The 21,683-nt window shown below is 44.0% G+C and carries 24 protein-coding genes; 13 read left to right on the forward strand and 11 right to left on the reverse strand.

Annotated features, from left to right (window positions below; genetic code table 11):
* Positions 1-1,011, forward strand: a complete 1,011-nt coding sequence (hemF, locus tag ACTXGK_RS28530; RefSeq protein WP_443514606.1) for an oxygen-dependent coproporphyrinogen oxidase — start codon at positions 1-3, stop codon at positions 1,009-1,011.
* A gap of 291 nt (positions 1,012-1,302) precedes the next feature.
* A complete protein-coding gene (locus ACTXGK_RS28535) occupies positions 1,303-1,776 on the forward strand; it encodes a c-type cytochrome (RefSeq protein WP_443514607.1) in 474 nt (157 codons plus the stop codon).
* A 126-nt stretch (positions 1,777-1,902) separates the two neighbouring features.
* Here ACTXGK_RS28535 and ACTXGK_RS28540 read toward each other — a convergent pair whose 3' ends face one another.
* The 3 genes from ACTXGK_RS28540 to ACTXGK_RS28550 form a co-directional block, all read right to left on the reverse strand.
* Entirely contained in the window at positions 1,903-2,898 is a 996-nt protein-coding gene (locus tag ACTXGK_RS28540) for a mechanosensitive ion channel family protein (RefSeq protein WP_443514608.1), read from the reverse strand.
* A 77-nt stretch (positions 2,899-2,975) separates the two neighbouring features.
* Positions 2,976-3,539, reverse strand: a complete 564-nt coding sequence (gene gloA, locus ACTXGK_RS28545; protein ID WP_443514609.1) for a lactoylglutathione lyase — start codon at positions 3,537-3,539, stop codon at positions 2,976-2,978.
* Positions 3,540-3,693: 154 nt separating this feature from the next.
* Entirely contained in the window at positions 3,694-4,332 is a 639-nt protein-coding gene (locus ACTXGK_RS28550; protein WP_394210041.1) for a carbonic anhydrase, read from the reverse strand.
* A gap of 420 nt (positions 4,333-4,752) precedes the next feature.
* Here ACTXGK_RS28550 and potA point away from each other — a divergent pair, with 420 nt between their 5' ends.
* The 4 genes from potA (at position 4,753) to ACTXGK_RS28570 (ending at position 8,655) form a co-directional block, all read left to right on the forward strand.
* Positions 4,753-5,994 carry a spermidine/putrescine ABC transporter ATP-binding protein PotA gene (gene potA / locus ACTXGK_RS28555; RefSeq protein ID WP_443514610.1) on the forward strand — a complete coding sequence of 414 codons (1,242 nt, stop codon included), beginning with the start codon at positions 4,753-4,755 and terminating at the stop codon, positions 5,992-5,994.
* Positions 5,994-6,872 carry a spermidine/putrescine ABC transporter permease PotB gene (potB, locus tag ACTXGK_RS28560; protein WP_443514611.1) on the forward strand — a complete coding sequence of 293 codons (879 nt, stop codon included), beginning with the start codon at positions 5,994-5,996 and terminating at the stop codon, positions 6,870-6,872. Before potA ends, potB begins: the two co-directional genes overlap by 1 nt.
* Positions 6,872-7,660, forward strand: a complete 789-nt coding sequence (potC, locus tag ACTXGK_RS28565; RefSeq protein WP_443514612.1) for a spermidine/putrescine ABC transporter permease PotC — start codon at positions 6,872-6,874, stop codon at positions 7,658-7,660. Before potB ends, potC begins: the two co-directional genes overlap by 1 nt.
* Positions 7,661-7,764: 104 nt before the next feature.
* Positions 7,765-8,655 carry a LysR family transcriptional regulator gene (locus ACTXGK_RS28570; RefSeq protein ID WP_443514613.1) on the forward strand — a complete coding sequence of 297 codons (891 nt, stop codon included), beginning with the start codon at positions 7,765-7,767 and terminating at the stop codon, positions 8,653-8,655.
* Between the two features lie 349 nt (positions 8,656-9,004).
* Here the strand turns inward: ACTXGK_RS28570 and ACTXGK_RS28575 are convergent, their stop codons facing one another.
* Positions 9,005-9,505, reverse strand: coding sequence for a tetratricopeptide repeat protein (locus tag ACTXGK_RS28575; protein ID WP_443514614.1), 501 nt, complete (start codon positions 9,503-9,505; stop codon positions 9,005-9,007).
* A 175-nt stretch (positions 9,506-9,680) separates the two neighbouring features.
* Here ACTXGK_RS28575 and ACTXGK_RS28580 point away from each other — a divergent pair, with 175 nt between their 5' ends.
* Positions 9,681-10,157: an immunity protein RhsI2 family protein gene (locus tag ACTXGK_RS28580; protein ID WP_443514615.1), complete on the forward strand. Its 477-nt coding sequence runs from the start codon at positions 9,681-9,683 to the stop codon at positions 10,155-10,157.
* Between the two features lie 135 nt (positions 10,158-10,292).
* On the opposite strand, the gene crcB is transcribed toward ACTXGK_RS28580, so the two are convergent.
* The 4 genes from crcB to ACTXGK_RS28600 form a co-directional block, all read right to left on the reverse strand.
* A complete protein-coding gene (crcB, locus tag ACTXGK_RS28585) occupies positions 10,293-10,664 on the reverse strand; it encodes a fluoride efflux transporter CrcB (protein WP_443514616.1) in 372 nt (123 codons plus the stop codon).
* 53 nt (positions 10,665-10,717) lie between these two features.
* Entirely contained in the window at positions 10,718-11,755 is a 1,038-nt protein-coding gene (gene tsaD, locus ACTXGK_RS28590; protein WP_443514617.1) for a tRNA (adenosine(37)-N6)-threonylcarbamoyltransferase complex transferase subunit TsaD, read from the reverse strand.
* Between the two features lie 221 nt (positions 11,756-11,976).
* Positions 11,977-12,474, reverse strand: a complete 498-nt coding sequence (locus ACTXGK_RS28595) for a c-type cytochrome (protein WP_443514618.1) — start codon at positions 12,472-12,474, stop codon at positions 11,977-11,979.
* Between the two features lie 89 nt (positions 12,475-12,563).
* A complete protein-coding gene (locus tag ACTXGK_RS28600; RefSeq protein WP_443514619.1) occupies positions 12,564-12,944 on the reverse strand; it encodes a hypothetical protein in 381 nt (126 codons plus the stop codon).
* A gap of 699 nt (positions 12,945-13,643) precedes the next feature.
* Here ACTXGK_RS28600 and rpsU point away from each other — a divergent pair.
* Positions 13,644-13,859 (forward strand): 30S ribosomal protein S21, encoded by a 216-nt coding sequence (gene rpsU / locus ACTXGK_RS28605; protein ID WP_010195908.1) that lies wholly within the window; start codon positions 13,644-13,646, stop codon positions 13,857-13,859.
* A 206-nt stretch (positions 13,860-14,065) separates the two neighbouring features.
* Complete coding sequence (locus ACTXGK_RS28610) at positions 14,066-14,515, forward strand: GatB/YqeY domain-containing protein (RefSeq protein ID WP_201601395.1); 450 nt, start codon at positions 14,066-14,068, stop codon at positions 14,513-14,515.
* Positions 14,516-14,618: 103 nt separating this feature from the next.
* On the opposite strand, the gene ACTXGK_RS28615 is transcribed toward ACTXGK_RS28610, so the two are convergent.
* On the reverse strand, positions 14,619-16,313 hold the full coding sequence (locus ACTXGK_RS28615; RefSeq protein WP_443514620.1) for a M48 family metalloprotease: 1,695 nt from the start codon (positions 16,311-16,313) through the stop codon (positions 14,619-14,621).
* A 320-nt stretch (positions 16,314-16,633) separates the two neighbouring features.
* Between ACTXGK_RS28615 and ACTXGK_RS28620 the strand changes: the two genes are divergently transcribed.
* The 4 genes from ACTXGK_RS28620 to thiS all read left to right on the forward strand — a co-directional run bounded on the left by ACTXGK_RS28620 (position 16,634) and on the right by thiS (position 18,953).
* Positions 16,634-17,101 (forward strand): sulfurtransferase TusA family protein, encoded by a 468-nt coding sequence (locus ACTXGK_RS28620; protein ID WP_443514621.1) that lies wholly within the window; start codon positions 16,634-16,636, stop codon positions 17,099-17,101.
* Between the two features lie 241 nt (positions 17,102-17,342).
* Positions 17,343-18,206, forward strand: a complete 864-nt coding sequence (rpoH, locus tag ACTXGK_RS28625; protein WP_201601468.1) for an RNA polymerase sigma factor RpoH — start codon at positions 17,343-17,345, stop codon at positions 18,204-18,206.
* A gap of 24 nt (positions 18,207-18,230) precedes the next feature.
* Positions 18,231-18,605 (forward strand): DUF423 domain-containing protein, encoded by a 375-nt coding sequence (locus tag ACTXGK_RS28630; RefSeq protein WP_443514622.1) that lies wholly within the window; start codon positions 18,231-18,233, stop codon positions 18,603-18,605.
* Between the two features lie 147 nt (positions 18,606-18,752).
* Entirely contained in the window at positions 18,753-18,953 is a 201-nt protein-coding gene (gene thiS, locus ACTXGK_RS28635; RefSeq protein ID WP_075105726.1) for a sulfur carrier protein ThiS, read from the forward strand.
* 228 nt (positions 18,954-19,181) lie between these two features.
* Here thiS and hpf read toward each other — a convergent pair whose 3' ends face one another.
* Together hpf and rpoN are read right to left on the reverse strand one after the other, a co-directional pair.
* Positions 19,182-19,562 carry a ribosome hibernation-promoting factor, HPF/YfiA family gene (hpf, locus tag ACTXGK_RS28640; RefSeq protein ID WP_443514623.1) on the reverse strand — a complete coding sequence of 127 codons (381 nt, stop codon included), beginning with the start codon at positions 19,560-19,562 and terminating at the stop codon, positions 19,182-19,184.
* A gap of 359 nt (positions 19,563-19,921) precedes the next feature.
* Positions 19,922-21,568, reverse strand: coding sequence for an RNA polymerase factor sigma-54 (gene rpoN, locus ACTXGK_RS28645; RefSeq protein ID WP_443514624.1), 1,647 nt, complete (start codon positions 21,566-21,568; stop codon positions 19,922-19,924).
* Between the last annotated feature and the right edge of the window lie 115 nt (positions 21,569-21,683).

Consider the following 21,683-nt stretch of genomic DNA (forward strand, 5'->3'; position numbering starts at 1 on the left):
ATGAGTATTACAAATACAAATAACGAAACAGACTTGTCAACCGTAGCGTCAGTGACGACGCCAACCAATAATGACATCATGCGCGTGCGCGAGTTTTTGGTTGATTTACAGGCACGCATCTGTGCATCTCTAGAAGCACAAGAGCGCGATGGCAGCACTAATAGCAACGAGCATGCAACCTTCGTTCCCGATGACTGGGAGCGTCCTGAAGGCGGCGGCGGTCGTTCGTGCGTATTGACAGATGGCGAGGTCATTGAGAAAGCGGGCGTCATGTTTAGCCATATTCATGTACATAACCTACCCGCCTCGGCGACCGCGCGTCACCCCAATATCGCTGGGCGTAAAGCTCAAGCGATGGGCGTGTCACTGGTTGTCCATCCCAGAAATCCAAACGTGCCGACCAGCCATGCCAATGTGCGTTTATTTGTCGCAGAAGCGGAAGGCGAGGCACCTATTTGGTGGTTTGGCGGCGGCTTTGATCTGACGCCATTCTATCCAGTACTCGCTGATTGTGTACACTGGCATCAAGTCTGTCACGATCTATGCGCGCCTTTTGGGGACAATATTTATGCTGACTTTAAACAGTGGTGCGATGAGTATTTTCATCTGCGTCATCGCGATGAGCAGCGCGGTATTGGTGGTCTGTTTTATGATGATGTCAGTACCGAGAGTCGAGGCTGGGACTTTGAAACTTGCTTTAATTTTATGAAAGCCGTGGGCAACGGTTATCTTGACGGTATCATGCCGATTTTTGAGCAGCGTAAAGATATGCCTTATACCGAAGCACAGCGTGAGTTTCAGCTTTATCGCCGTGGGCGTTATGTTGAATACAATCTGGTCTACGATCGCGGGACTTTATTTGGACTACAAAGTAACGGACGTATCGAGTCTATCCTAGTCAGTATGCCGCCACTTGCTAGCTGGCATTATCGTTTTGAGCCGACTGAGGGCACACCTGAATTTGAGTTGACTGATTATTATCTCAAGCCGCGTGATTGGTTGGCTCTCTAAGCTTTTTTAGAGCTCAAGAATGTTAGGTTTGAGAGTGTAGGTCAGCGATTATCGCTGGCCTTTTTTATATCTAACAAACGATTTGCTAAAGGAGTTTGTATCATCTGATGATTACGAGGATATAACAACTATCTCATTACCATTTTGTAGATAACCGCTACAATAAGAGAAGTTCTTTGGCGGCTACTGTCCGTAAAAGAATGTTCGGCAGTATTTTTATAATAATATTTGAGGCAAAGTGCGCGTTTATAGTGGCGCCTGCGATTAGCCAAGTTTAAAGGAGTAAGTCATATGGCACAGGTTTATACCAAAAAATCTTTGAAGTCTTTTTTTAGAATCACCTTAATGGCAGCGGCGCTCGGTTTGACAGCGTGTAGTGGTGCAGGCGACGACCCTGATATCAAAGCGCGCCAAGACAGTATGAAAAGCTGGGGCGATGCAATGGGCGTCATGGGTGATATGGTCAAATCACCAGATACCTTTGATGCGGCGGTTTTCAAAGAACAAGCGGCATTCTTGGCAGAAGACGCCTCAAGCCCTTGGAGTCATTTTGAAAACCAAGAAGCCATGGGTAATGCCGCTGAAGCTGTTTGGTCAAATGCTGACGGATTCAGTGCTGAAGCTGACAACTTTCAAAAAGTGACTGCTGAGCTAAATGCTGCTGCGCAATCGGCCACTAGTGTCGAAGACGTTCAGCCTGCCTTTGGTGAAGTGGGCGCAAGCTGTAAATCGTGCCATACCGAATTTAGAGCAAAGAATGACTAACTTTTTATACTGGCCTAGTAGTTTGTAGAAAGATAAAAAAATCGCCATATTCAATGATATGGCGGTTTTTTATTGCTCAAAAAATATTACGTCAAGGCAGCTCTTTGAAATAACGCTCTGAGTAAATTACTCTGTCTCTATTTTTTTGGCATTATTAGCATCATCATTCACATTAACATTAACATTAATATTATCATCTTGCTGCTTATTTATCTGCTTAACGATAGATTTCACCGAAGGATCGCTTAGATCTATCGTACGTATTGGGAATGGAATATTGATATCTGCCGCATCAAGGGCGTTTTTGATCTCTACAATCACCTGATGGATTGAGGTAACCTTGTTGGCTTGTGTGCCATCTTCAATAAACCAGCGTACCATCAGATCTATGGACGAGCCGCCAAACCCTGTAGCAATCACGCTTGGTGTCGCTTTTTTCGATACGCTTTCAACTTTATCCAAAGCTTGTAGAATCTCAGCTTTTGCTGTTTCGATATCGTCTTCATAACCAATGCCCACTGCCACTTGCAAGCGGCGCTGTTTATAAGCGGTATTGACTGTCAATGCTGAGGTATACAGCTCCGAGTTTGGAATAACCACTTGCCTGCCATCATAGGTCTTGATGGTCGTTGCACGGATCTTGATGTCCTCAACCGTTCCTTCGTAGTCCCCTGAGACGATTTGGTCACCGATACGAAACGGCTCTGAGATCAGCAATAAAATGCCAGAGAGTAGGTTTTGAAAAATATCTTTAAAAGCAAAACCAATCGCAACCGAACCAATACCTAGCGCGCCGATTAATTTGGCTGGTGTAAATCCAGGAATAGCAACAACCATGGCGATCATAAAGCCAATAAACAGAATGAGTGCCCCACCTATCCGCTGAAACACCTTGACTAAGTTTTGGTGACGCACGCGCGCGCCTAAGGTTTTATGCACGACTTTTTTGAAAATAATCGACAATAGCCAAAAAATCCCCAACACAATGAGCGCCGCCACAAAATATGGAATGCGCTCAATAAAGCCACTTGCCAAATCTTGCGTGGTATAGACCACTTGTTGATAGATGGTTACACCATCGGTTAGCGTATTCGATATGCGACTCACGTCGGGGGTGGGCATAAAGGGTTGCTCCTATTGCTGTGTTAGCGCGCGTTTAAGAGGATAAATAAATGAATATCTCACTGCTGTTTTGCCAGTTATGACATCAAATCAGCTTGTACAATTTCAATCCAGTAGCCATCAATGTCCTTGATAAAGGCAATGTTTTTCATACTGCCATCTTCTGGACGTTTTTTGAACTCGACATCGTTCTTATCAAACCAAGCGATGGCTTCATCTAGGTTCGGTACGCTAAAGCAAATGTGTCCAAAGCCTTGAGGATCTTGGTTGCCATCATGATAGCTAAAGTCAGCTTTTGTCTCAGTGCCATAATTATGGGTCAGCTCTAAGATACCGCGTTGACGGAACGCAAATATTTCTAAATCATCACCAGCGGGCAGATTCTCACGCTCGCTCTCGGTCAGCTTTGCCAAGAAATACAAATCAAATTCCATATCAGGGAATTTTTTGACCGCTAGCAACGTCATACCCAACACGCCTGTATAAAATGCCAAGGACTTGGCAGGATCTTTGACGCGTAGCATGGTGTGATTAAAGGTAAAGCCTGTCGTTTGTGCTGAAATCGACTGTACACCATCTGCACTGATGCTGCTCGCAGGCTGTGCGATGGTTGCGTTATTATTATTAGATGGAGTAGACATAATTATCCTAATATGATTTAGAAAATGCAGTTATAAATAAGCGAATCACGACGGTCGCAATTCGCTTGGTTCTTTAATCATAATAAAAATTGGCAAAATAATTGATAGGGTTTTGTAAGAATATGAATAAGGTGTGTTCATGTTTACAGATATATTAGCCGTCTAAGAACCTTACCTTACCCGTCTCTAGGTCATACTCAGCACCAACAACAAGTAGCTGTCCACTATTGGTCAAGTCCTCTAGTGCACGCGACCCATGTCTGAGCTGACTCACTGACATGCGCACGTTGGCACGGATAGAGCGATCAACCAGCTCATCGGCATCGACGTCTTGACCATTGGCCGTTGCCAGCTCGTGCAAGTTATAAACACTTGGACGAATTCGATCAACGATAGATTGCAAATTAGGTGAATAGTTTTGCTCTGGATTGATCAGGGTCTCAACGCAAGCCGTGACCGCGCCGCATTTTGAATGTCCAAGGACCACCACCAACTGCGTACCGAAAGCTTCGGCCGCAAATTCAATTGAACCGATCTGCGAGGGCGCGACCACATTGCCCGCCACACGTATGACAAACAAATCACCCAAGCCTTGATCAAAAACAATCTCAACAGGTACTCGTGCATCCGAGCAGCCCAAAATAATGGCCAATGGATTTTGATCTTTGACCAACTCTGGACGACGCTGCATATATTCATCGGTACTGGTGAGACTATCCACGTAACGGGCGTTACCTTGTTTCAACAACTCAAGCGCTTCTTGACCGGTAGTTGGACGTGTATCGTTAGACATGAGAGATCCTTTATTATCAATAATATGAGAATGTTAAACGGCTTTGTATATATTCAAATCTAAGTGTGCGAATAGTGACTGGCTTATCAGGCCTATTATCTGGGTCAGCCATACTGTAATTGTATAGGAATAAAGACCAAAAAATGACAAAAAACTTTGTTTAAAGGTCATTATACACAAGCATTTCTCACTACAAACACAGCGATATCTGGCACTGCCATGACGGTACGACTCGCGTAATCGATAACGAAGTTGCACTGATTTATAGTAAGGGTTTGCTATAATGTGCAGCAATCAGGCAACAACCAGACAGTAATCAAATCGTGCTTACGCTCCTGCCAGTTTTTGATGACAGCGAGATACCTTGATGGCTGCACTGATTTACTGATCTGATCTATTGGACGCTTAGGAACAGATATTATGACCGACCCATCGCCAAACACGCACAAAACCTCTGCGTCGCCTCAAAATGACAAAACGCTGCTACAACTGACTGGTGTCAAAAAAACCTACGATCAAACTGAAGTCTTAAAAGACATCAACCTTGATATCAAGCATGGCGAATTTTTGACCTTGCTTGGACCCTCAGGCTGTGGCAAAACGACATTGCTGCGCTTGATTGCAGGATTTGAGCAACCAAATGCGGGGACCATACATTTAGATGGTATACAGATGGCAGGCTTGTCCGCTGATAAACGTCCGATCAACACGGTCTTTCAGCAATATGCATTGTTTCCACATATGAGTGTCGCGCAAAATGTTGCTTATGGCCTAAAAATAAAAAAAGTGCCAAAAGATGAGATCCAAACGCGGGTCAGCGAGATGCTTGCCATGGTGCAGCTAGAGCATTTAGCCAATCGCAAACCGCAGGATTTATCTGGTGGTCAGCAGCAGCGTGTGGCGATTGCTCGCGCAGTGATCAACCGCCCCAAGCTCCTCCTGCTCGATGAGCCATTATCCGCGCTCGATCACAAACTACGCTTGCAAATGCAGTCTGAGCTTAAGCGCTTGCAACGCGAGCTGGGCATTACCTTTGTGTTTGTTACGCATGATCAAGAAGAAGCGCTGTCAATGTCAGATCGTATTGCAGTAATGAAAGACGGCACGTTCCAGCAAATCGGTACGCCTATCGAGATTTACGAGACCCCTGCCAACTTGTTTACTGCCAAGTTTATCGGTGAGACCAATCTGTTTAGAGCTGAGGTCAAGGGTGTTTATCCAGACCTTCCCGATCGCGATGGCAAAGTGACCAATGGACGCATCGAAGTCGAAGTCTGTGAGGCTCAAGCGCAAGAAGGACCAACAACGCTACGTAATTTGCGCCGACCCAATTTTGCCAATGATGTACAAGTAGGTGACATCGTTAATTTACTACTTCGTCCCGAAGACCTGCGAATATATGATCCAAAAGATAACGAGCATAGCGGACTGTTGGGACGGGTCATCGAGAGTAATTACAAAGGCAGTACGTTAGATTCGATTATCGAATTGGCAAATGGCCATATCATTAAGGCTTCTGAGTTTTTTGATGAAGACGACCCAAGCTTTGATTACAAACTCAACGAAGGCGTCAAAGTCTCATGGGTCGATGGCTGGGAGTGGGTATTGCCAGAAGACGCTGACCATACAAACAATGCGACTGCACAAAAGGATGGTAGCTGATGGCCCGCAACCACTTAGGCAGCAAAAGTCCGTTTCGTACGGCAACGCTCTGGCTGATCTGGGGTTGGCTACTCATCTTTGCGCTATTACCAAACATATTGGTCATTGCGGTCAGTTTTTTAACCCGTGATAGCAGCGCCTTTATTAGCTTGCCTGTTAGTATTGACAGCTATGTGCGCATGGTTGATCCGTTATATTTTGAGGTATTTGTTCATTCATTATGGATGGCAAGTATCACAACGGCTATCTGTCTACTGCTTGGCTACCCTTTTGCGTGGCTCGTGTCCAAGGTAAAAGTGCGATGGCAGCCGTTACTCATGCTGCTGTTGATCCTGCCCTTTTGGACCAACTCTTTGGTACGCACCTATGCGCTAAAACTGCTCTTTGCGAATAATGGCTTGATTAATAAGTCACTGCTGGCAATCGGTGCCATTGATGCTCCTATCGATATTTTATATACGCAAGGCGCGGTGATTGCAGGCCTAACTTACTTATTATTTCCGTTTATGGTACTGCCGTTATATGCCGTGTTTACTGATTTACGCAATGACATGCTACTCGCCTCGCAGGATTTGGGTGCATCAAAGACACAGACCTTTTGGCATGTGGTACTGCCTTTGACGACGCCGGGGATTATCTCTGGAGTACTGCTCGTGCTACTGCCTGCGATGGGTATGTTTTATGTGGCGGATATTTTGGGCGGCTCTCGCAATTTATTGGTCGGTAATATCATCAAAAACCAATTCCTAGACGCCCGTGACTGGCCGTTTGGTGCTGCTGCTAGCGTGTTATTGACAGTGGCAATGGCGGTATTATTACTAGCCTACCGTGCCAGTAGTCGCCGCATTGGCAAGACTGACTTTAACGAGGTGGCCTAATGTCTCATTCGCGTACACTCAGGATTGGCAGTATCGCTGCCAAAGGCTATCTCGGTCTTATTTATACTTTGTTATATCTACCCATCATTGTTTTGGTGGTGATGTCATTTAACAAGTCAAAAATCGGCTACAACTGGGGCGGCTTTAGCTTAAAGTGGTACGAATCACTGTTTAACAACCAAGCGATGCTCGATGCGTTTTGGCATTCTATTGTCTTGGGGCTAGTCGCGGCTACCGTTTCGACTCTTATAGGGACGCTCACTGCCCTCGCCTTACATCGTTATAACTTTCGCGGTAAAGGTTTATTAAACGGTTTGCTGTTTGTGCTGATGATGTCGCCTGAGATTGTATTGGCTATCTCTTTGCTCGCCCTGTTTTTGTTGATTGGTTTGCAGCTAGGGTTTGTCTCATTGCTACTGGCGCACATTACTTTTTGCCTACCCTTTGTTGTGATTACTGTCTTTGCGCGATTGAGTAGCTTGGATGAGCGTTTGATGGAAGCGGCACGTGATTTGGGTGCTAACGAATCAACGATGGTACGCACGGTATTGATCCCCGTTATCTTGCCAGCGGTCATGGCAGGTTGGTTACTCGCCTTTACTTTATCGCTTGATGATGTGGTGGTATCGACCTTTGTCACAGGGCCTAGTTATGAGATTTTACCGCTGCGTATTTATTCTATGGTGCGCGTCGGTCTCAAGCCAGAAGTCAACGCGATAGGTACGTTATTATTGGTTGCCTCGCTAGTATTGGTAGTCATCTCACAGTTACTATTGCGCAAGCGCTAAACGTTGATTATTTATTAACTTCTCACTAGTAGCAGACTATGAGTGAAAGTCAGCTCCATATTGACTATAATGAATTTTTCTCACCTTAGCGGTTAGGTACTATTATGCTTGAGCTTCGTCATCTTAATACATTAACCGCGCTACGAGCGCATGGTTCACTTGCAGCAGCGGCCGATGAGCTACACGTCACTGCTTCTGCCGTTTCGCATCAATTGAAAGAGCTAGAGAACTATTACGACATCAGCTTAGTCAATCGTCGAACTCGCCCGCTCAGCTTCACGCCTGCGGGCAAAACAGTATTGGCATTGGCAGATAATATCTTGCCGCAAGTGACCCGCACCAAATCCAACCTTAAACGCTTAGCGCATGGTCAAGCAGGCAGGTTGCGTCTAGCATCAGAGTGCCATAGTTGCTTTGATTGGCTCATGCCGATACTTAACCACTATCGCCGTGAATGGTCGGATGTTGAGCTAGATTTTGCCACAGGGTTTGAGCCTGAGCCGCATCATCTACTCATGGAAGGTGATATTGACTTGCTTATCACTACCAGTGATTTACCGCTCGACGGTATCAGCTATCAGCCATTGTTTGAGTATGAGAGTCGTTTGGTGCTGTCACCCACGCATGATCTAGCAGCACAGACATTTATTGAGCCAACTGATTTGGTCAATGAAACCCTGATCGCCTATCCGGTAGAAGCCAAACGTCTCGATATTATTGCTAACTTTATGACACCAGCGCAAGTCAGCTTTGAGAGTGTTCGTACGACAGAGCTGACGGCAATGCTGATCCAGCTGGTCGCGAGTGAACGCGGCGTGTCCGCACTGCCTGATTGGGTGGTGGCTGAATATGAGAAAAAAGGCTGGGTCGTCTCGCGGCCACTCGGGAACGGAGTACATTGTCAGCTGTATGCGGCAACGCGCACGGCCAGCCAAGATACGGCGTATATGCAGGGGTTTGCCAATTTATTGGAAGGGATAGTGAAGCCAGTTTAATATTTCACTGTTTATTACATTTTTTGGTTATAAAATACTGTCTACTTTTGACGTTATGATAGGCGTTGGGAGAAATGATGGTTTCCTAGTGAGGACTTGAATATTTGGCTGTAGGGTAATGGTATCAATAGATATAAGCTTTTATATTGAATCAATGTACATCTGAGTGTATTTAATGGGCTTGGTTCGATGGTTTTTTGGCTAGGCTTTCAGGTGAGATTTTGAGTATGGGCGGCACTGTAAGAAGTAAACAGACGGCTATAACCTAATTTTCATAGTATTTTATAAGCATAATTTTTGCTAGTACCAGCAAGTGGTTTCTAAACTAACTGAAATAGGAGTTTTTATCTCAATGACTCTCTTCATCTAATTTCTGGTAGGTTTTACAACTAGACTGTATTCCATTATCACAAGACTTTTTAAAAAATTTATTAGCTTGGGCTTTATTTCGGCGTACACCTTTACCGAAATAGTACATTGTTCCAAGACTATATTGGGCTGCAGCATTGTTTTGATCAGCTGCTTTCTTTAACCAATAAACTGCTTTGCTATAATCTTGGCGAATACCTTCACCGTCCGCATAAGCATCTCCAAGTAAATACTGACTTATTGCATCACCTTGATCAGCTGCTTTTTTATGCCAGTAAAACGCTTTACTATAATTCTGACGTAAACCATCTCTACCTAAACTATAACTAGATGCAAGTACAGATTGAGCTCTTGCGTCACCCTGCTCTGCTTGTATTTTAACCCATTCAATATAACTTGCTGCGAATGGGGACACTATCAACCCAAATGATATCCCTAAAATTAACAGCCCATTAGTAAGTATCTTGCTCAGTGCTTGCATAATTGTTATTTTCCTCGAGAGTGGTATAAATGGTGATTGATGCGCTATACAGGCATCAAACTATAAAATACATAGAGCACGTAAAAATTGCCATACTATCTTGGGTAAATAATTCTTCAGCTAAGCACATGTATAGTGTTAATTAGTTGTATAGCTATTAAAAACAGGATTCAATATGTATATAGACTTATCAAGTTATCCAATTGAATTAGAATTAGTCTATGAGTTTTCCAAAGATATGCTAAATAATTCAGATATGATAAAAGATACTCATAAACTAACATTAGATGAAAGTCGACCTTTTATGGGTATCAGAGGTGATAAAGGGTTGTTTGCCACACAAGAGTGGTGGAATAATATTCACGATGGAGTGATTCCTAGTGAAATTAAATCTGGTGTAATTACGAGAACTTATGCAGCTGGGATGGAAAGCTTAGGGCAAGTCAACTCTTTTGAATATCTAGATGAAGAGGGTAACTCACGCGACGAGGGTATTTACACACTAAATACGAATCAAAGAAATTTATTTAAGCTTAACCATTTAGTAGTTATTTGTTATGCCTATGATGAAATGAAAGCGTCAACTGTAGAAAACCCTGATTTTTGCCCAGCCGTTATTGAAATGGCGATCTCAAAGATGCCAGTAAGATAATAATAGTTTTTTATGGGTATAACCCACCAGAACCAGTCATTTTGCACTTTAAACTCATTAACAGACCACTTAAAATAGACTATATTTTAGTAACTACTTAAATCAGACCATTAAACGAGTAATATCTATCAACAGTTATAAAATAAGCTTAAATAAATAAAAACCAATGGCGGTTGCCAATAATGTCAGTCCAACATGCAAACCTACTAAAACCAAACCCGATAGTAAGCGACCATCATTAATCAAGGTAAAGGTCTCGGCACTAAACGTACTAAAGGTAGTTAACCCGCCTAAAAAGCCAGTAATCACAAAGACACGCACATGATCAGATAGATTACTTCCCATACGTTCAAACCACACCAGCGCAAGCCCAATTAGAAGCCCGCCCAGTATGTTGGCGCTCAGAGTCCCAAGTGGTATCCAACTATTTAAAGCGTTGAAGCGCGATAGCCACGCACGCAAACAAGCACCAAATGCTGCTCCCAAACCAATAGCGAGCCACTGCATAGACGGTTCCTAAATCAAATAACCATTAATAAATGTATGGCCAAATAAAGCAGCTATACGGCCGGTAGCTCTGTCATTGGCCAGCGCGGAATACAGCTAACGGCTAAGTCATCAGACTGTCCTGCCTGCAAGCGCTCAAATCCTGCATAAGCAATCATCGCACCATTGTCTGTACACAGCGCGGGCGGTGCATAGTGGACCGTCGCATTGATCTTAGCTAGCTCTGCCTCTAGCATCTCGCGCAGATGTGTATTGGCACTGACACCGCCTGCAATGACCAGACGGCTCATACCTGCTTGCTTGAGTGCTTTGACACATTTTTTCACCAATGTGTCGACCACCGCATGCTGGAAGCTCGCGGCGATATCCGCACGAACTTGCGGATCGCTATTAGAACCATCAGTGTCTTTAATCAGATTGTGTACCGCTGTTTTCATACCGCTGAATGAAAAGTCCAAACCTCGATGAAGCATCGGTCTTGGCAGCGCATAAGCATCAGGATTACCGGCTTCTGCCAGTTTGGCAATATTAGGGCCACCGGGATAAGGCAAGCCCAGCATCTTAGCAGCTTTATCAAAGCACTCGCCCGCCGCGTCATCTATCGACTCACCCAATATCTCATACTGTCCCACACCATGAGCGGCAATAAGTAAGGTATGACCGCCAGAGACTAACAGCGAGACAAATGGAAAGGCGGGTGGATTGGCGCCCATAAGCGGCGCGAGCAAGTGCCCTTCCATGTGATGAATGCCGATGGCAGGAATATCCAAACCATAGGCTAAGCTACGCCCAAATAATGCACCAGTCATTAACGCACCTATGAGGCCTGGGCCTTTGGTAAAGGCGATCGCATCGATCTCGCTTTTTTTCATATCGCACTGCTCAAGCAGCTCGTTGAGCAATGGCACAAGCTTACGAATATGATCGCGGCTAGCAAGCTCAGGCACGACGCCACCATAGAGCGCATGTAGCTCAATCTGTGAGTACAGGACTTGCCCAACCAACCCTTGATTCTCACTATTGATCTGCGCGCTATCAAAGATCGCAAGCCCAGTTTCATCACAAGACGTCTCTAAACCCAATACCTTCATACTTTTGCCTTTATGCTTTTGTTTTCGGACTATTTTTTGCCGCGTTTTTATTGTATATCATTTTAAAATTTTGAGTGGCGAATCAAATCAGCTTCGCACAGCCAGTCATATTGTTAAAATCGATAGTAATAGAAAACGCGCATAGAAAAACCGCCATTGTCAGTCACAATGACGGTCAGTTTAACAAATTTCAATAACTGATATACTCTATATATACCGTATCAGCTTACTGACGCGAGCATATAATCAACAGCGGCTTTGACTTGTGCCTCACTGACACCATCTACCGCTTGTGCTGGCATTTTATTGAAACCCTTAGCAGAGTGCATATACAGCGTTTCTTTATCTTTGGTCAAACGAGTCGCCCAAGCGGCTGTGTCACCATATTTCGGCGCATTCAATAAACCCGCCGTATGGCAAACTTTACAGTTTGACTCGTAAAGTTTAGCACCAGCATCTGCAGCGAGCATTTCAGGCTCAGCGGCACTCTCTTCTTCAACCACCATGTCGGCAGACTCAGGTTCAACCATAGGCTCAGGCACCGTAGCTTCAGATTCTGTTGCAACTGTTTCTTCAACATTCGTAGCAGCAGGTTCGTTGGCTGCGGTAGACGCTTCCGTAGTCGCGTTATCACCACTACAAGCGCTCAATACTAATAACACACTCAGGCTGATGACAGATAAGCTCAGTCTCTTTATGTGCTGCTGTATATCAATCATGACCTTACCTTTATTTGATGCGTCTGTGGCCAGCTATTTGCATCAGCCGATAAGCTCGCAATACTATGTTGCTAAGTCTAATTAATGGCTTATTCAGCAGGTGTTGCAGCAGCATCTGCAGGTGTTGCCATATCGGCGCTGTCAGTGGCAGCAGGCGCAGCCGCGGTATCAGCACTATCCGCTTCGGTATCGCCTGTTATTTCTTGCTCAACACTCATCGCTTCAGATTCAGTCGCACCTGCTTCATCAGCTGCCGTCGCATTGTCTGCCACTGCAGTTGCAGAAGTCTCTGGAAACTCCATGTCTTCTGCTTCAGGCGCGTTTTCGCGTGCCAATTCAGCCGCTTCATCTACCATATCGATCGCCAATACTTCTTCATGCTCTTCGCCGCCGCTACAAGCACTCACGCCCGCACCCAACGCCACGATAAAAGCTGCGCTCAACACCGTGTTCAATACTGTTTTTTTCATTCCAACATCCTCAATAAAATACGCACAAAACGGTTTATATGCTTATTAGGGTCTGTTTGATATTCAAATATGGCGCTGGCAGTCACTATTTTTTAGACAATATGTAGTGAAATGGTTGATGCCTAGTCATTCTAGGCTAAACAAGTTCGCCATATAGTGGCAAAAAAGAGTACTGCCCTCCACTCGAGCACAGCTCTTGTCTTGCGAACGGGCAAAGCAGTGCTTTGCTCGATCCGTTCTCAAGGCTGATGCTAAGATTCCCCAAACGTTGTTGAAAACCTAGCTAAGGTCGCGACATTATCGTCGGTTTTCGCCTAGTTTGGTGCCATTTTAGCCATCAGCAGCCCTAACATTTGAATATCAAACAGACCCTATAATATGGGAAATATCATAGCATAAACTCCTACTAAACCGTTATAGACTGTAGGGACTTTTTATTGACCGTAAAATTTGTGTTTTGACGTCACTCAAAATAAGAGTGTTTAATTTAAATACCGCTCTAAACGAGTGATAAATAAACAATAAATCGTTAAAATCATTGACTTTGTTGATATTTTTTATTAAAATAACCGCCCTTACGCCCATGCGTGAGAATTGTCCTAGTTTGAGCTGATGCCAGTAATCTTGAGATATTACGGCTAAATACTAACACACAGCCAAACTAATGCCCTTATATCTCATCCTAATCGAGGAGTCTTCATGCCTGCAGTTAAGGTTAAAGAAAACGAACCAGTTGATATCGCTATTCGTCGTTTCAAGCGCGCTTGTGAAAAAGCTGGTGTATTATCAGACGTACGTAAGCGTGAGTTTTATGAAAAACCAACGCAAGTACGTAAGCGCAAAAAAGCTGCTGCCGTAAAGCGTTATAAGAAGAAGTTACAACGCGAAACTATTCGTACTACTCGTATGTACTAATCAATAATCTGGTTAGTTAAGTACAAGTGCTACACTAACGCCACTGTTATCCATCGATATCAGTGGCGTTTTTTATGCTACAATTTTCGTTGTTACTGCTGACGCATTTTTTTATCAAAGCCCGCTCTCAGCAGGTTTTACCCAAAAAAAACTCATTAAACAGTACCTAACAAATAGCATTTAACAAACGAATAAGGATAATAGCAGTGAGCCAACTTAAACAGACGTTATCAGACAATATCAAAGTTTCAATGAAAGCTCGTGAGCTTGAGCGTGTCAAAATACTGCGCAACGTACAGTCAGTGGTCAAACAAATTGAGATTGATCGTCAGACAGAACTTGATGACGCGCAAGTATTAGAAGTGCTACAAAAGCAGCTCAAACAACGTCAAGAGTCGCTCACTATTTTTACTGAAAATGGCCGCGATGATTTGGCGACCAAAGAGCAGTTTGAAATTGATATTATCAATGAGTTTATGCCGCAGCAAATGAGTCATGATGAAATTATGGCATTGGTCAACGCTGAAATCGCAGAGCAAGGCGCCACTTCTATGCGTGATATGGGCAGCGTGATGGGTGTACTAAAAAACAAGACCGCTGGTCGCGCTGATCCTGCGTTGATATCTAAAATGGTTAAAGATGCGCTACAAGGCTAATTTTTCATTTTAGGTAGCAAATGGCATATGAGCTGCTATTACTGAGAATGATGTCGTCAAGCGCACTCGTTGTTGTACAAAAAACTGACTATTGAAAAACCGCCTAAGGCTCAAAGTCTTTGGCGGTTTTTATTGCTTTGATTTCTGCATTGATATTGGCTAGCAACGGGCGCGCACTATTGCTTTGTGCTGTGGCTTGCAGGTTTTCAGTCAATTGCTTGGCTTGCGTCAGTGATGTCAACGCACTCTCATAGCGCCCATTCCAAAGTTGATCATAACTGCGATAACGCAATGCGTTGATCGTTGCAATATTAGCCAGTTGTGGTGACGTTGCGGTTTTAGCGAGCTTTTCATTAGCAAGCTGCAAACTTTGCCATGCGTAGCGATCGCTTGGTTGTTGCTCTGTGAGTGGTTTTAGCAGTGCTTGTGCCCTTGATGGCTGATTGCTATTGGTCAGTGCTTCCGCCAAATACAGACGTAAGTCACGGCGCTCAGGATACAGACGCTGCTGACTCTCTAATATATCTGTAGCTTGTTGCCATTTGCCTTGTCCACTTAAAAGCTGACTATGAGTAATCGATAGCAAAGGTTCTAGGCTTTGACGCTGCGTACTTGGGAGTTTATGTATCTCAGCCAATACCTCATTAGCCTCTTTGATACGCTGCTGTTCTCCATACCAACTCACTAAGGCAAGTTTGGCACCCAGACTATTTTTAGCAGCGGTTGTGAGCGTCACTTCAGAAGCATGTTTGCCAGTAATTTGTACACGCCAATAGAGCAAATCAAACAAGGCTTGATGACGCTGCTGCTGGCTCAATGACAGTGTGGGATACTGCCCAGCACGGCTCTGCGACTCACTCAGTCGCTCATCACTGAGCGGATGCGAGCGCACAAAGCTTGGTAAAAAGCGATTTTGAACCTGATTGAGCTGGCTTTGTTGATTCATCGTGGCAAAAAACCGTGGCATTGCCCGAGGGTCATAGCCTGCCTGAGTCATGATTTGCATCCCTACTCGGTCAGCCTCGCGCTCGTTGTTACGGCTAAAAGCCATGCTGCTATTCATAGAGGCTGTCTGGCTACCCGCCATTACAGCAGCCGCTGCGTCACCATCGACTGCTGATGCGGCAATCGCAGCCAACATACCGCCTACTTGCATAAGTAAGGCTTTTTTGCGCTCGTCTGCGCTGTGCTCGTAGTGACGTTGACTGATGTGCGCCACTTCATGGGCGATGACACTTGCCAGCTCATCCATGCTCTTGGCTGCCAATATCGTCCCTGTATTGATCCCGATGACTCCGCCAGGTGCGGCAAAAGCATTGATGCTGGGATTATCAAGGATAACTAAGCCAAGTGGTGCTTGCTGACGGGCTTGGGCATTGAGTCGCCACGTCATGTCTTTTACCGTCTCTTGCACCCAAGGGTCGTGCTCCATTTTGACCCGACCATTGATGTTCTGTAATGACCACTCACCCAGCATTTTGTTTTGATACTGCTCAGCAAAGCTCAGTCCTTGCCCGCGCAAATTGGGTAGCTCTAACGATTGTGACTCTACTGTTTGCCATGAATGATTGGCAAATGGTATAGCTTGGCTATCATCACCATCCTTGCTATGAGCACTTGTAGCGATTACCAGCAATGTCACTGACAGTCCAATTTTGATACTATTTGAAAAAGATAAAACCACAGAGTTGCGGCTATCTGTTTGCCCAAATAGTTTAGATAGCGAGCTTTCCGACAGCTTATTCATCGAATGGCTGGTGGCTTTAGTAAGTCGTGGCGGTCTATTAGCGTGGTACAAATTCGTATCCTATCAGATTGTTGACGACATCTTTTTGACTATACGAGCTTGTTTGTATAAGGTCAATTCTACTATTCGTTTAGCTACCAATCACTCAGCCACCCGTCACGATTGTGCAACATGACTGTGTGATTCTAATGAACCGAACATGACGTTGATTATATTCAAATGCAATTATACATCGGCTATTTGGTATAATGGTTAAACACAATAATAGTAAGCTCATGGTTGTCGTAAATATATTTACGATAATCAAAAATAATTGTTAGAGCCTTTTTTGATAAAGAAACCGAAATATTGATACTTGTAAGGTTTGTATTATGTCCGCTGATAGCCAATTACCCATCAAACGTGCATCACACTCTATTTATTTATCAGCGAGCTTATCCGATCTAGAACAGCAAGAGATCAGTCATCTGTTAGACTTGTTGCCAGTAGAGAATGATGGCTCAGATGTTGACACTGAGACCAAAATAGATAAAGAGCAACCTTTACTAAATATCAAGTGTTTCGTCGATGGTCGCGGGCTTGCATGCCCAATGCCCCTGCTGAAAACCAAGGTTGCGTTGCGTGATGTAGCCGCTGGTGAATCATTATATGTGGTCGCGACGGATCCTAATTCGCAAGCTGATATCACAGCGTTTTGTCGTCAGAGTCAGCAAACACAGACAAACGACTACTTAGCGTTAATCGTCAACGAAGTTACTGATTTGTCAGGCAATAGCACATCATTGCAGCGTTTCGCTACAATATATCACTTCATCATTACCAAAACTGATAGCAACTAAACGCTGCTGTCCTTTACAATTACAACTATAGAGATTTTTATCTGACTATTTGCTTAACTATTTAACCAAGGTCAAGAATATGGCTACTACTACTTCTGATGCTGCGAATGCGAATAAAAAAGACAGCACAGCTCCTATAAAAAACGATGCGCGCGATGCTGCACTAAAGGCAGCTGCACAGCGCCCACCTTATGACGCCAGTACATTAGGCAATACCAGTACGCGTGATTTGGTGCCAGCAATGCCAACCCATTTGTCAGCGCCAGGGGTCAATTTGGGTGCGTACATTAATACTGTTCATCAAATCCCTATCTTGACTACTGTACAAGAGCAAGAACTCGCCCATCGCTATTATGATGAAGGCGATGTTGAAGCAGCACGTCTGCTGGTGATGTCGCATCTGCGTTTTGTCATTCATATTGCACGTAGCTACTCAGGTTATGGACTGCCACAAGCTGATTTAATCCAAGAAGGTAATCTGGGACTGATGAAAGCGGTCAAACGTTTTGATCCCAACAAAGGTGTGCGCTTGGTGTCTTTTGCCGTACATTGGATCAAAGCTGAAATTCACGAATTTGTCATCCGTAACTGGCGCATAGTAAAAGTTGCGACCACTAAAGCACATCGTAAGTTATTCTTTAATTTACGTAGTTTAAAGAAAACCAATAATCAGCTTACGCTAGAAGAAGCAGACGCGATTGCCAAAGACTTGAATGTTACGCGCAAGCAAGTGCTAGAGATGGAGTCACGCCTGACTTCTTATGATGCCTCATTTGAAGCACAGTCAAGTGACGATGATGATGGTCGCTATGCGCCGCAGCTGTTTTTGGAAGATGGCATCGATCCTGCTGAGCAGTTGGAAGAAGAAGACTGGGAAGAAAACAACTCATCAGCGTTGATCGCTGCTATGGGAACATTAGACGACCGTTCACGCGATATCGTCGAGCAGCGTTGGCTCTCTGAGCAAAAATCTACTTTACACGAGCTGGCAGCGGTTTACTCTATCTCTGCTGAACGTGTGCGTCAGATCGAAAAAAATGCGATGGATAAAATTCGCGATGCCATGACTATCGATAGTGTTATCTTACCAGATGATATTCAATAGTCTTATAATCATAAGAGTTATGCCATGCTAAATTGGATCGGTATTGCCGCAATTAATATGGCTATTGCTGTCGCTTTGGGCGCATTTGGTGCTCATGGTTTAGAGAATATTGTCAGCGCACAACAGCTTGAATGGTGGCATACCGCGACGCTGTATTTGTTCATACATGCGCTGGGTCTATTAGTCGTGGGCTTACTGATACGCTTAAAATATACCACTCAAACTACGGCTTGGTTATTGCAAATCGGTATTATTATATTTGCTGGTAGTCTGTATGCCATGACGCTTGGGGCACCGCGTTGGTTTGGCGCGATTACGCCCATTGGCGGGGTTCTTATGATTGCAGGTTGGTTATGGCTTGCTATCTCTACATTTCGACTTGAGAGCTCAATGGATTAATCCATTTTACTCATACCTGCTGAAAATTGATTGATATTATGAGTATGGATAAAAATAGTCGCCCATAATATTCAAAGCACCTATATTGCGATTAATACAAGAGGACGGCTAATATAAGGAATTTCAAATGATTAAGGAGGATTTTATATGAGCACCATTAGTGTTAATGGTAAAAACTTACAAACCACTCATCAGACAGTGCAATTAGTCATCAATGAACTTGGACTCAGTCAAGGACGCTACGCCGTCGAAGTGGATGGCGAGCTGATACCAAAGAGTGAGCTGGCTCAATTGCGTATTGAAGAAGGGATGAATATAGAAGTCGTACAGGCTGTGGGCGGAGGCTGATTTTTTATATTTCAGTCTGTCATTAGCTTTTATGTTTTATGAATTCCTGACCGCAGTATTAAAGACATACTAAAAAAGACCTCAACGTATCGAACGTTCGAGGTCTTTTTTCTTTTGTAGATCACCAATGAATGAAATAGCTGTTTGTCAAATTTCTTATTTTTTAGCTTGTTCAGACGCTCTTGATGATCTGATTGCCCACTTAATCAACGTTATTCAAACGTATCATTAAGCTGCTGGTACTGCTTCAGCAGGAGTGGTGTCTTGATAGCGCTCATCACGCCCAGCACCCTGAGTCTTTTTGCGCTCTTGACGGGTTTTGTACTTACGTACTTGTCTATCAAGTTTGTCTGCCATCTCGTTAATGGCTCTATACATATCATCTTCTAATGCTTGGACAAACATTTCTTGACCTGAGACGCGCATAATTGCTTCAGCTTTATGGCTTTTTTTACCGCCATCATTTGCGCCACTATTGTCTAGCGATAATATCACTTTAATACTCTGTATCTGATCAAAGTGTCGCTCTACTTTTTCAAGCTTTTCACGAACTGCTGTGTCCATAGCTTCGGTAACACTGATATGGTGACCACTGATAGAAACATTCATATTATTGTCCTTGTATTTGTAACTTACATTCAACAGATGAAGTCGCATTCCTGCTCTTATCATCCTGCCTTACCAATAATCTATCTAATGCCTCTAGTAAGATTTCGACGTATCCTTTTATCGTCTCCTTTATTCATTATAAGTAAATACTATAGATTGGCACTTAGATTTCGTTGTTGGTATGACTCTAATTTGTCATGAAAGACGGATAGTAGCAAGACGTTAAATTGTAATTAAGTGTAACAATACCTGTTGTTTCTATCATGTTTCTATATAATCAAAAAATTTTATTTTTTATATCTTGACACAGAAATATCAATGATTACTCAAAATTGTTGCAGAATACTGTATTTAAACGATTAATACTTCTGTTTGCGCTGAGTGGATGAACCTATATTCATGGCTTCACGATATTTGGCAACGGTTCTTCTGGCAATATCGATACCGTCTGCCAATAATTCTTTTTGAATACGGCTATCCGATAGCGGTTTTTTGGGATCTTCATCAGCGATTAGCTTTTTAATCATGGCACTAATGGCCGTTGATGAGATATCGCCATCCGAACTGCTGACGTGTGAAGAAAAAAAGTGCTTTAGTGAAAATAGTCCTTGCGGTGTCAAAATCGTCTTACTGGTAGTGAGACGTGAGACGGTGGACTCGTGTAGATCCACTTCTTCTGCGATTGCCTTTAGAATAAGTGGTTGCATGGCCGTCGCACCGTGCTGCAAAAACTCCTGCTGATAACGCACAATACTGGTTGCTACTTTTAATAGGTTTTGATTGCGCTCTTCGATACTGCGGATAAAGAGTCGCGCATCGGTGAGGTTTTCACGTAGATATTGGTTGTCCGGGCTGTCATCACCGCGTTTGACTAAATTGGCATACTCTTGGTTGACCCGTAGCTTCGGCAAGGTATCAGGATTGAGGCGTACATGCCAACCGTCTTCTAGTGCCTCAGCATTGGCAGTGGCTTTACGACTCCTAATAGGTGTGACTAACACATCTGGAATATCGTAACTGTCGGGCTGCTGGGTATAATCAGGCTGGTTGATCTGAAAGAGTAATCCGGGTGAAGGATTTAAGGTGCGCAGTAAGGTAAGCGCAGGAGTGATTTTCTCAGGGGCAAGGCCTGTCCGTTCAGTAAGCGCTTTGATATTGTTACTGACTAAATGCTCGCCCGCTGTGAGCAGCGCTTTTGCTTCTTTGAGATATTGGGTATTAGTATCTAGCTTGGATAACTGAATCGCTAGACACTCACTCAAATGACGTGCGCCAACGCCAATCGGATCGCAAGATTGGATCATACGCAACACGGCCATGACCTCGTCGTACTCAACGCGTTCATCCCACTGATAAAAGTTGGCCATGGTATCAAAGCTCTGTAGCAGCTCATCGATATCAATTCGTATGAATCCCATGTCATCCATAGAGTCCATCAAATACTCTGCAATCAGGGTGTCTGCTTCTGATAGGCGCTTAAAGTTGAGCTGCCAGCGTACGTGATCTTGGATAGTCGACGAAGTACCGCCCTGATAACTATCAAAATCCTCATCGCCTTTATTATTGCCTGAACCTGTTGATGTCGAAGCGTAATTATCTTTATCAAAGCTGCTAGCATCGAAGCTATCAGTGTCAAAACTGCTGTCACTATCCATCGCCCCGTCATCAATACTAGATTGCTGCAGTTTCTCCCAACTGTCAGTGCTATCGTCACCATAGTCTGTATGGTTATCAGATCCTGCGCTAGATGCGTCACTGCTGCTTTGGTTCCAGCTATCAAGTGTTAATGACTCACTTAGCTCATCTACTCTATCGTCACGGTTACTCTCGTACTCGTCATCATCTTCTTCGATACGTTCAAGCAGCGGATTACTATCCAGTTTGGCTTGAACCTCTTGTGCGAGCTCAAGACTAGAGAGCTGCAGCAATTTAATGGCTTGCTGCATTTGCGGTGTCAGTTTTTGTGAGGTGCTTAGCGTGCTCGCCAATCCGAATGACATACTCATGGGCGGCTTATTACACTCCAATTTTGGTGATATTATATTTATTTTGCCAATTGAGGCCGTGACATAACCTAATCAGGACATGACGATAGCATTTTTTGTGACAATTTTGCTACGA

The sequence above is a fragment of the Psychrobacter sp. T6-5 genome, from assembly GCF_052258485.2.
In the GTDB taxonomy this organism is placed as follows: Bacteria; Pseudomonadota; Gammaproteobacteria; order Pseudomonadales; family Moraxellaceae; genus Psychrobacter.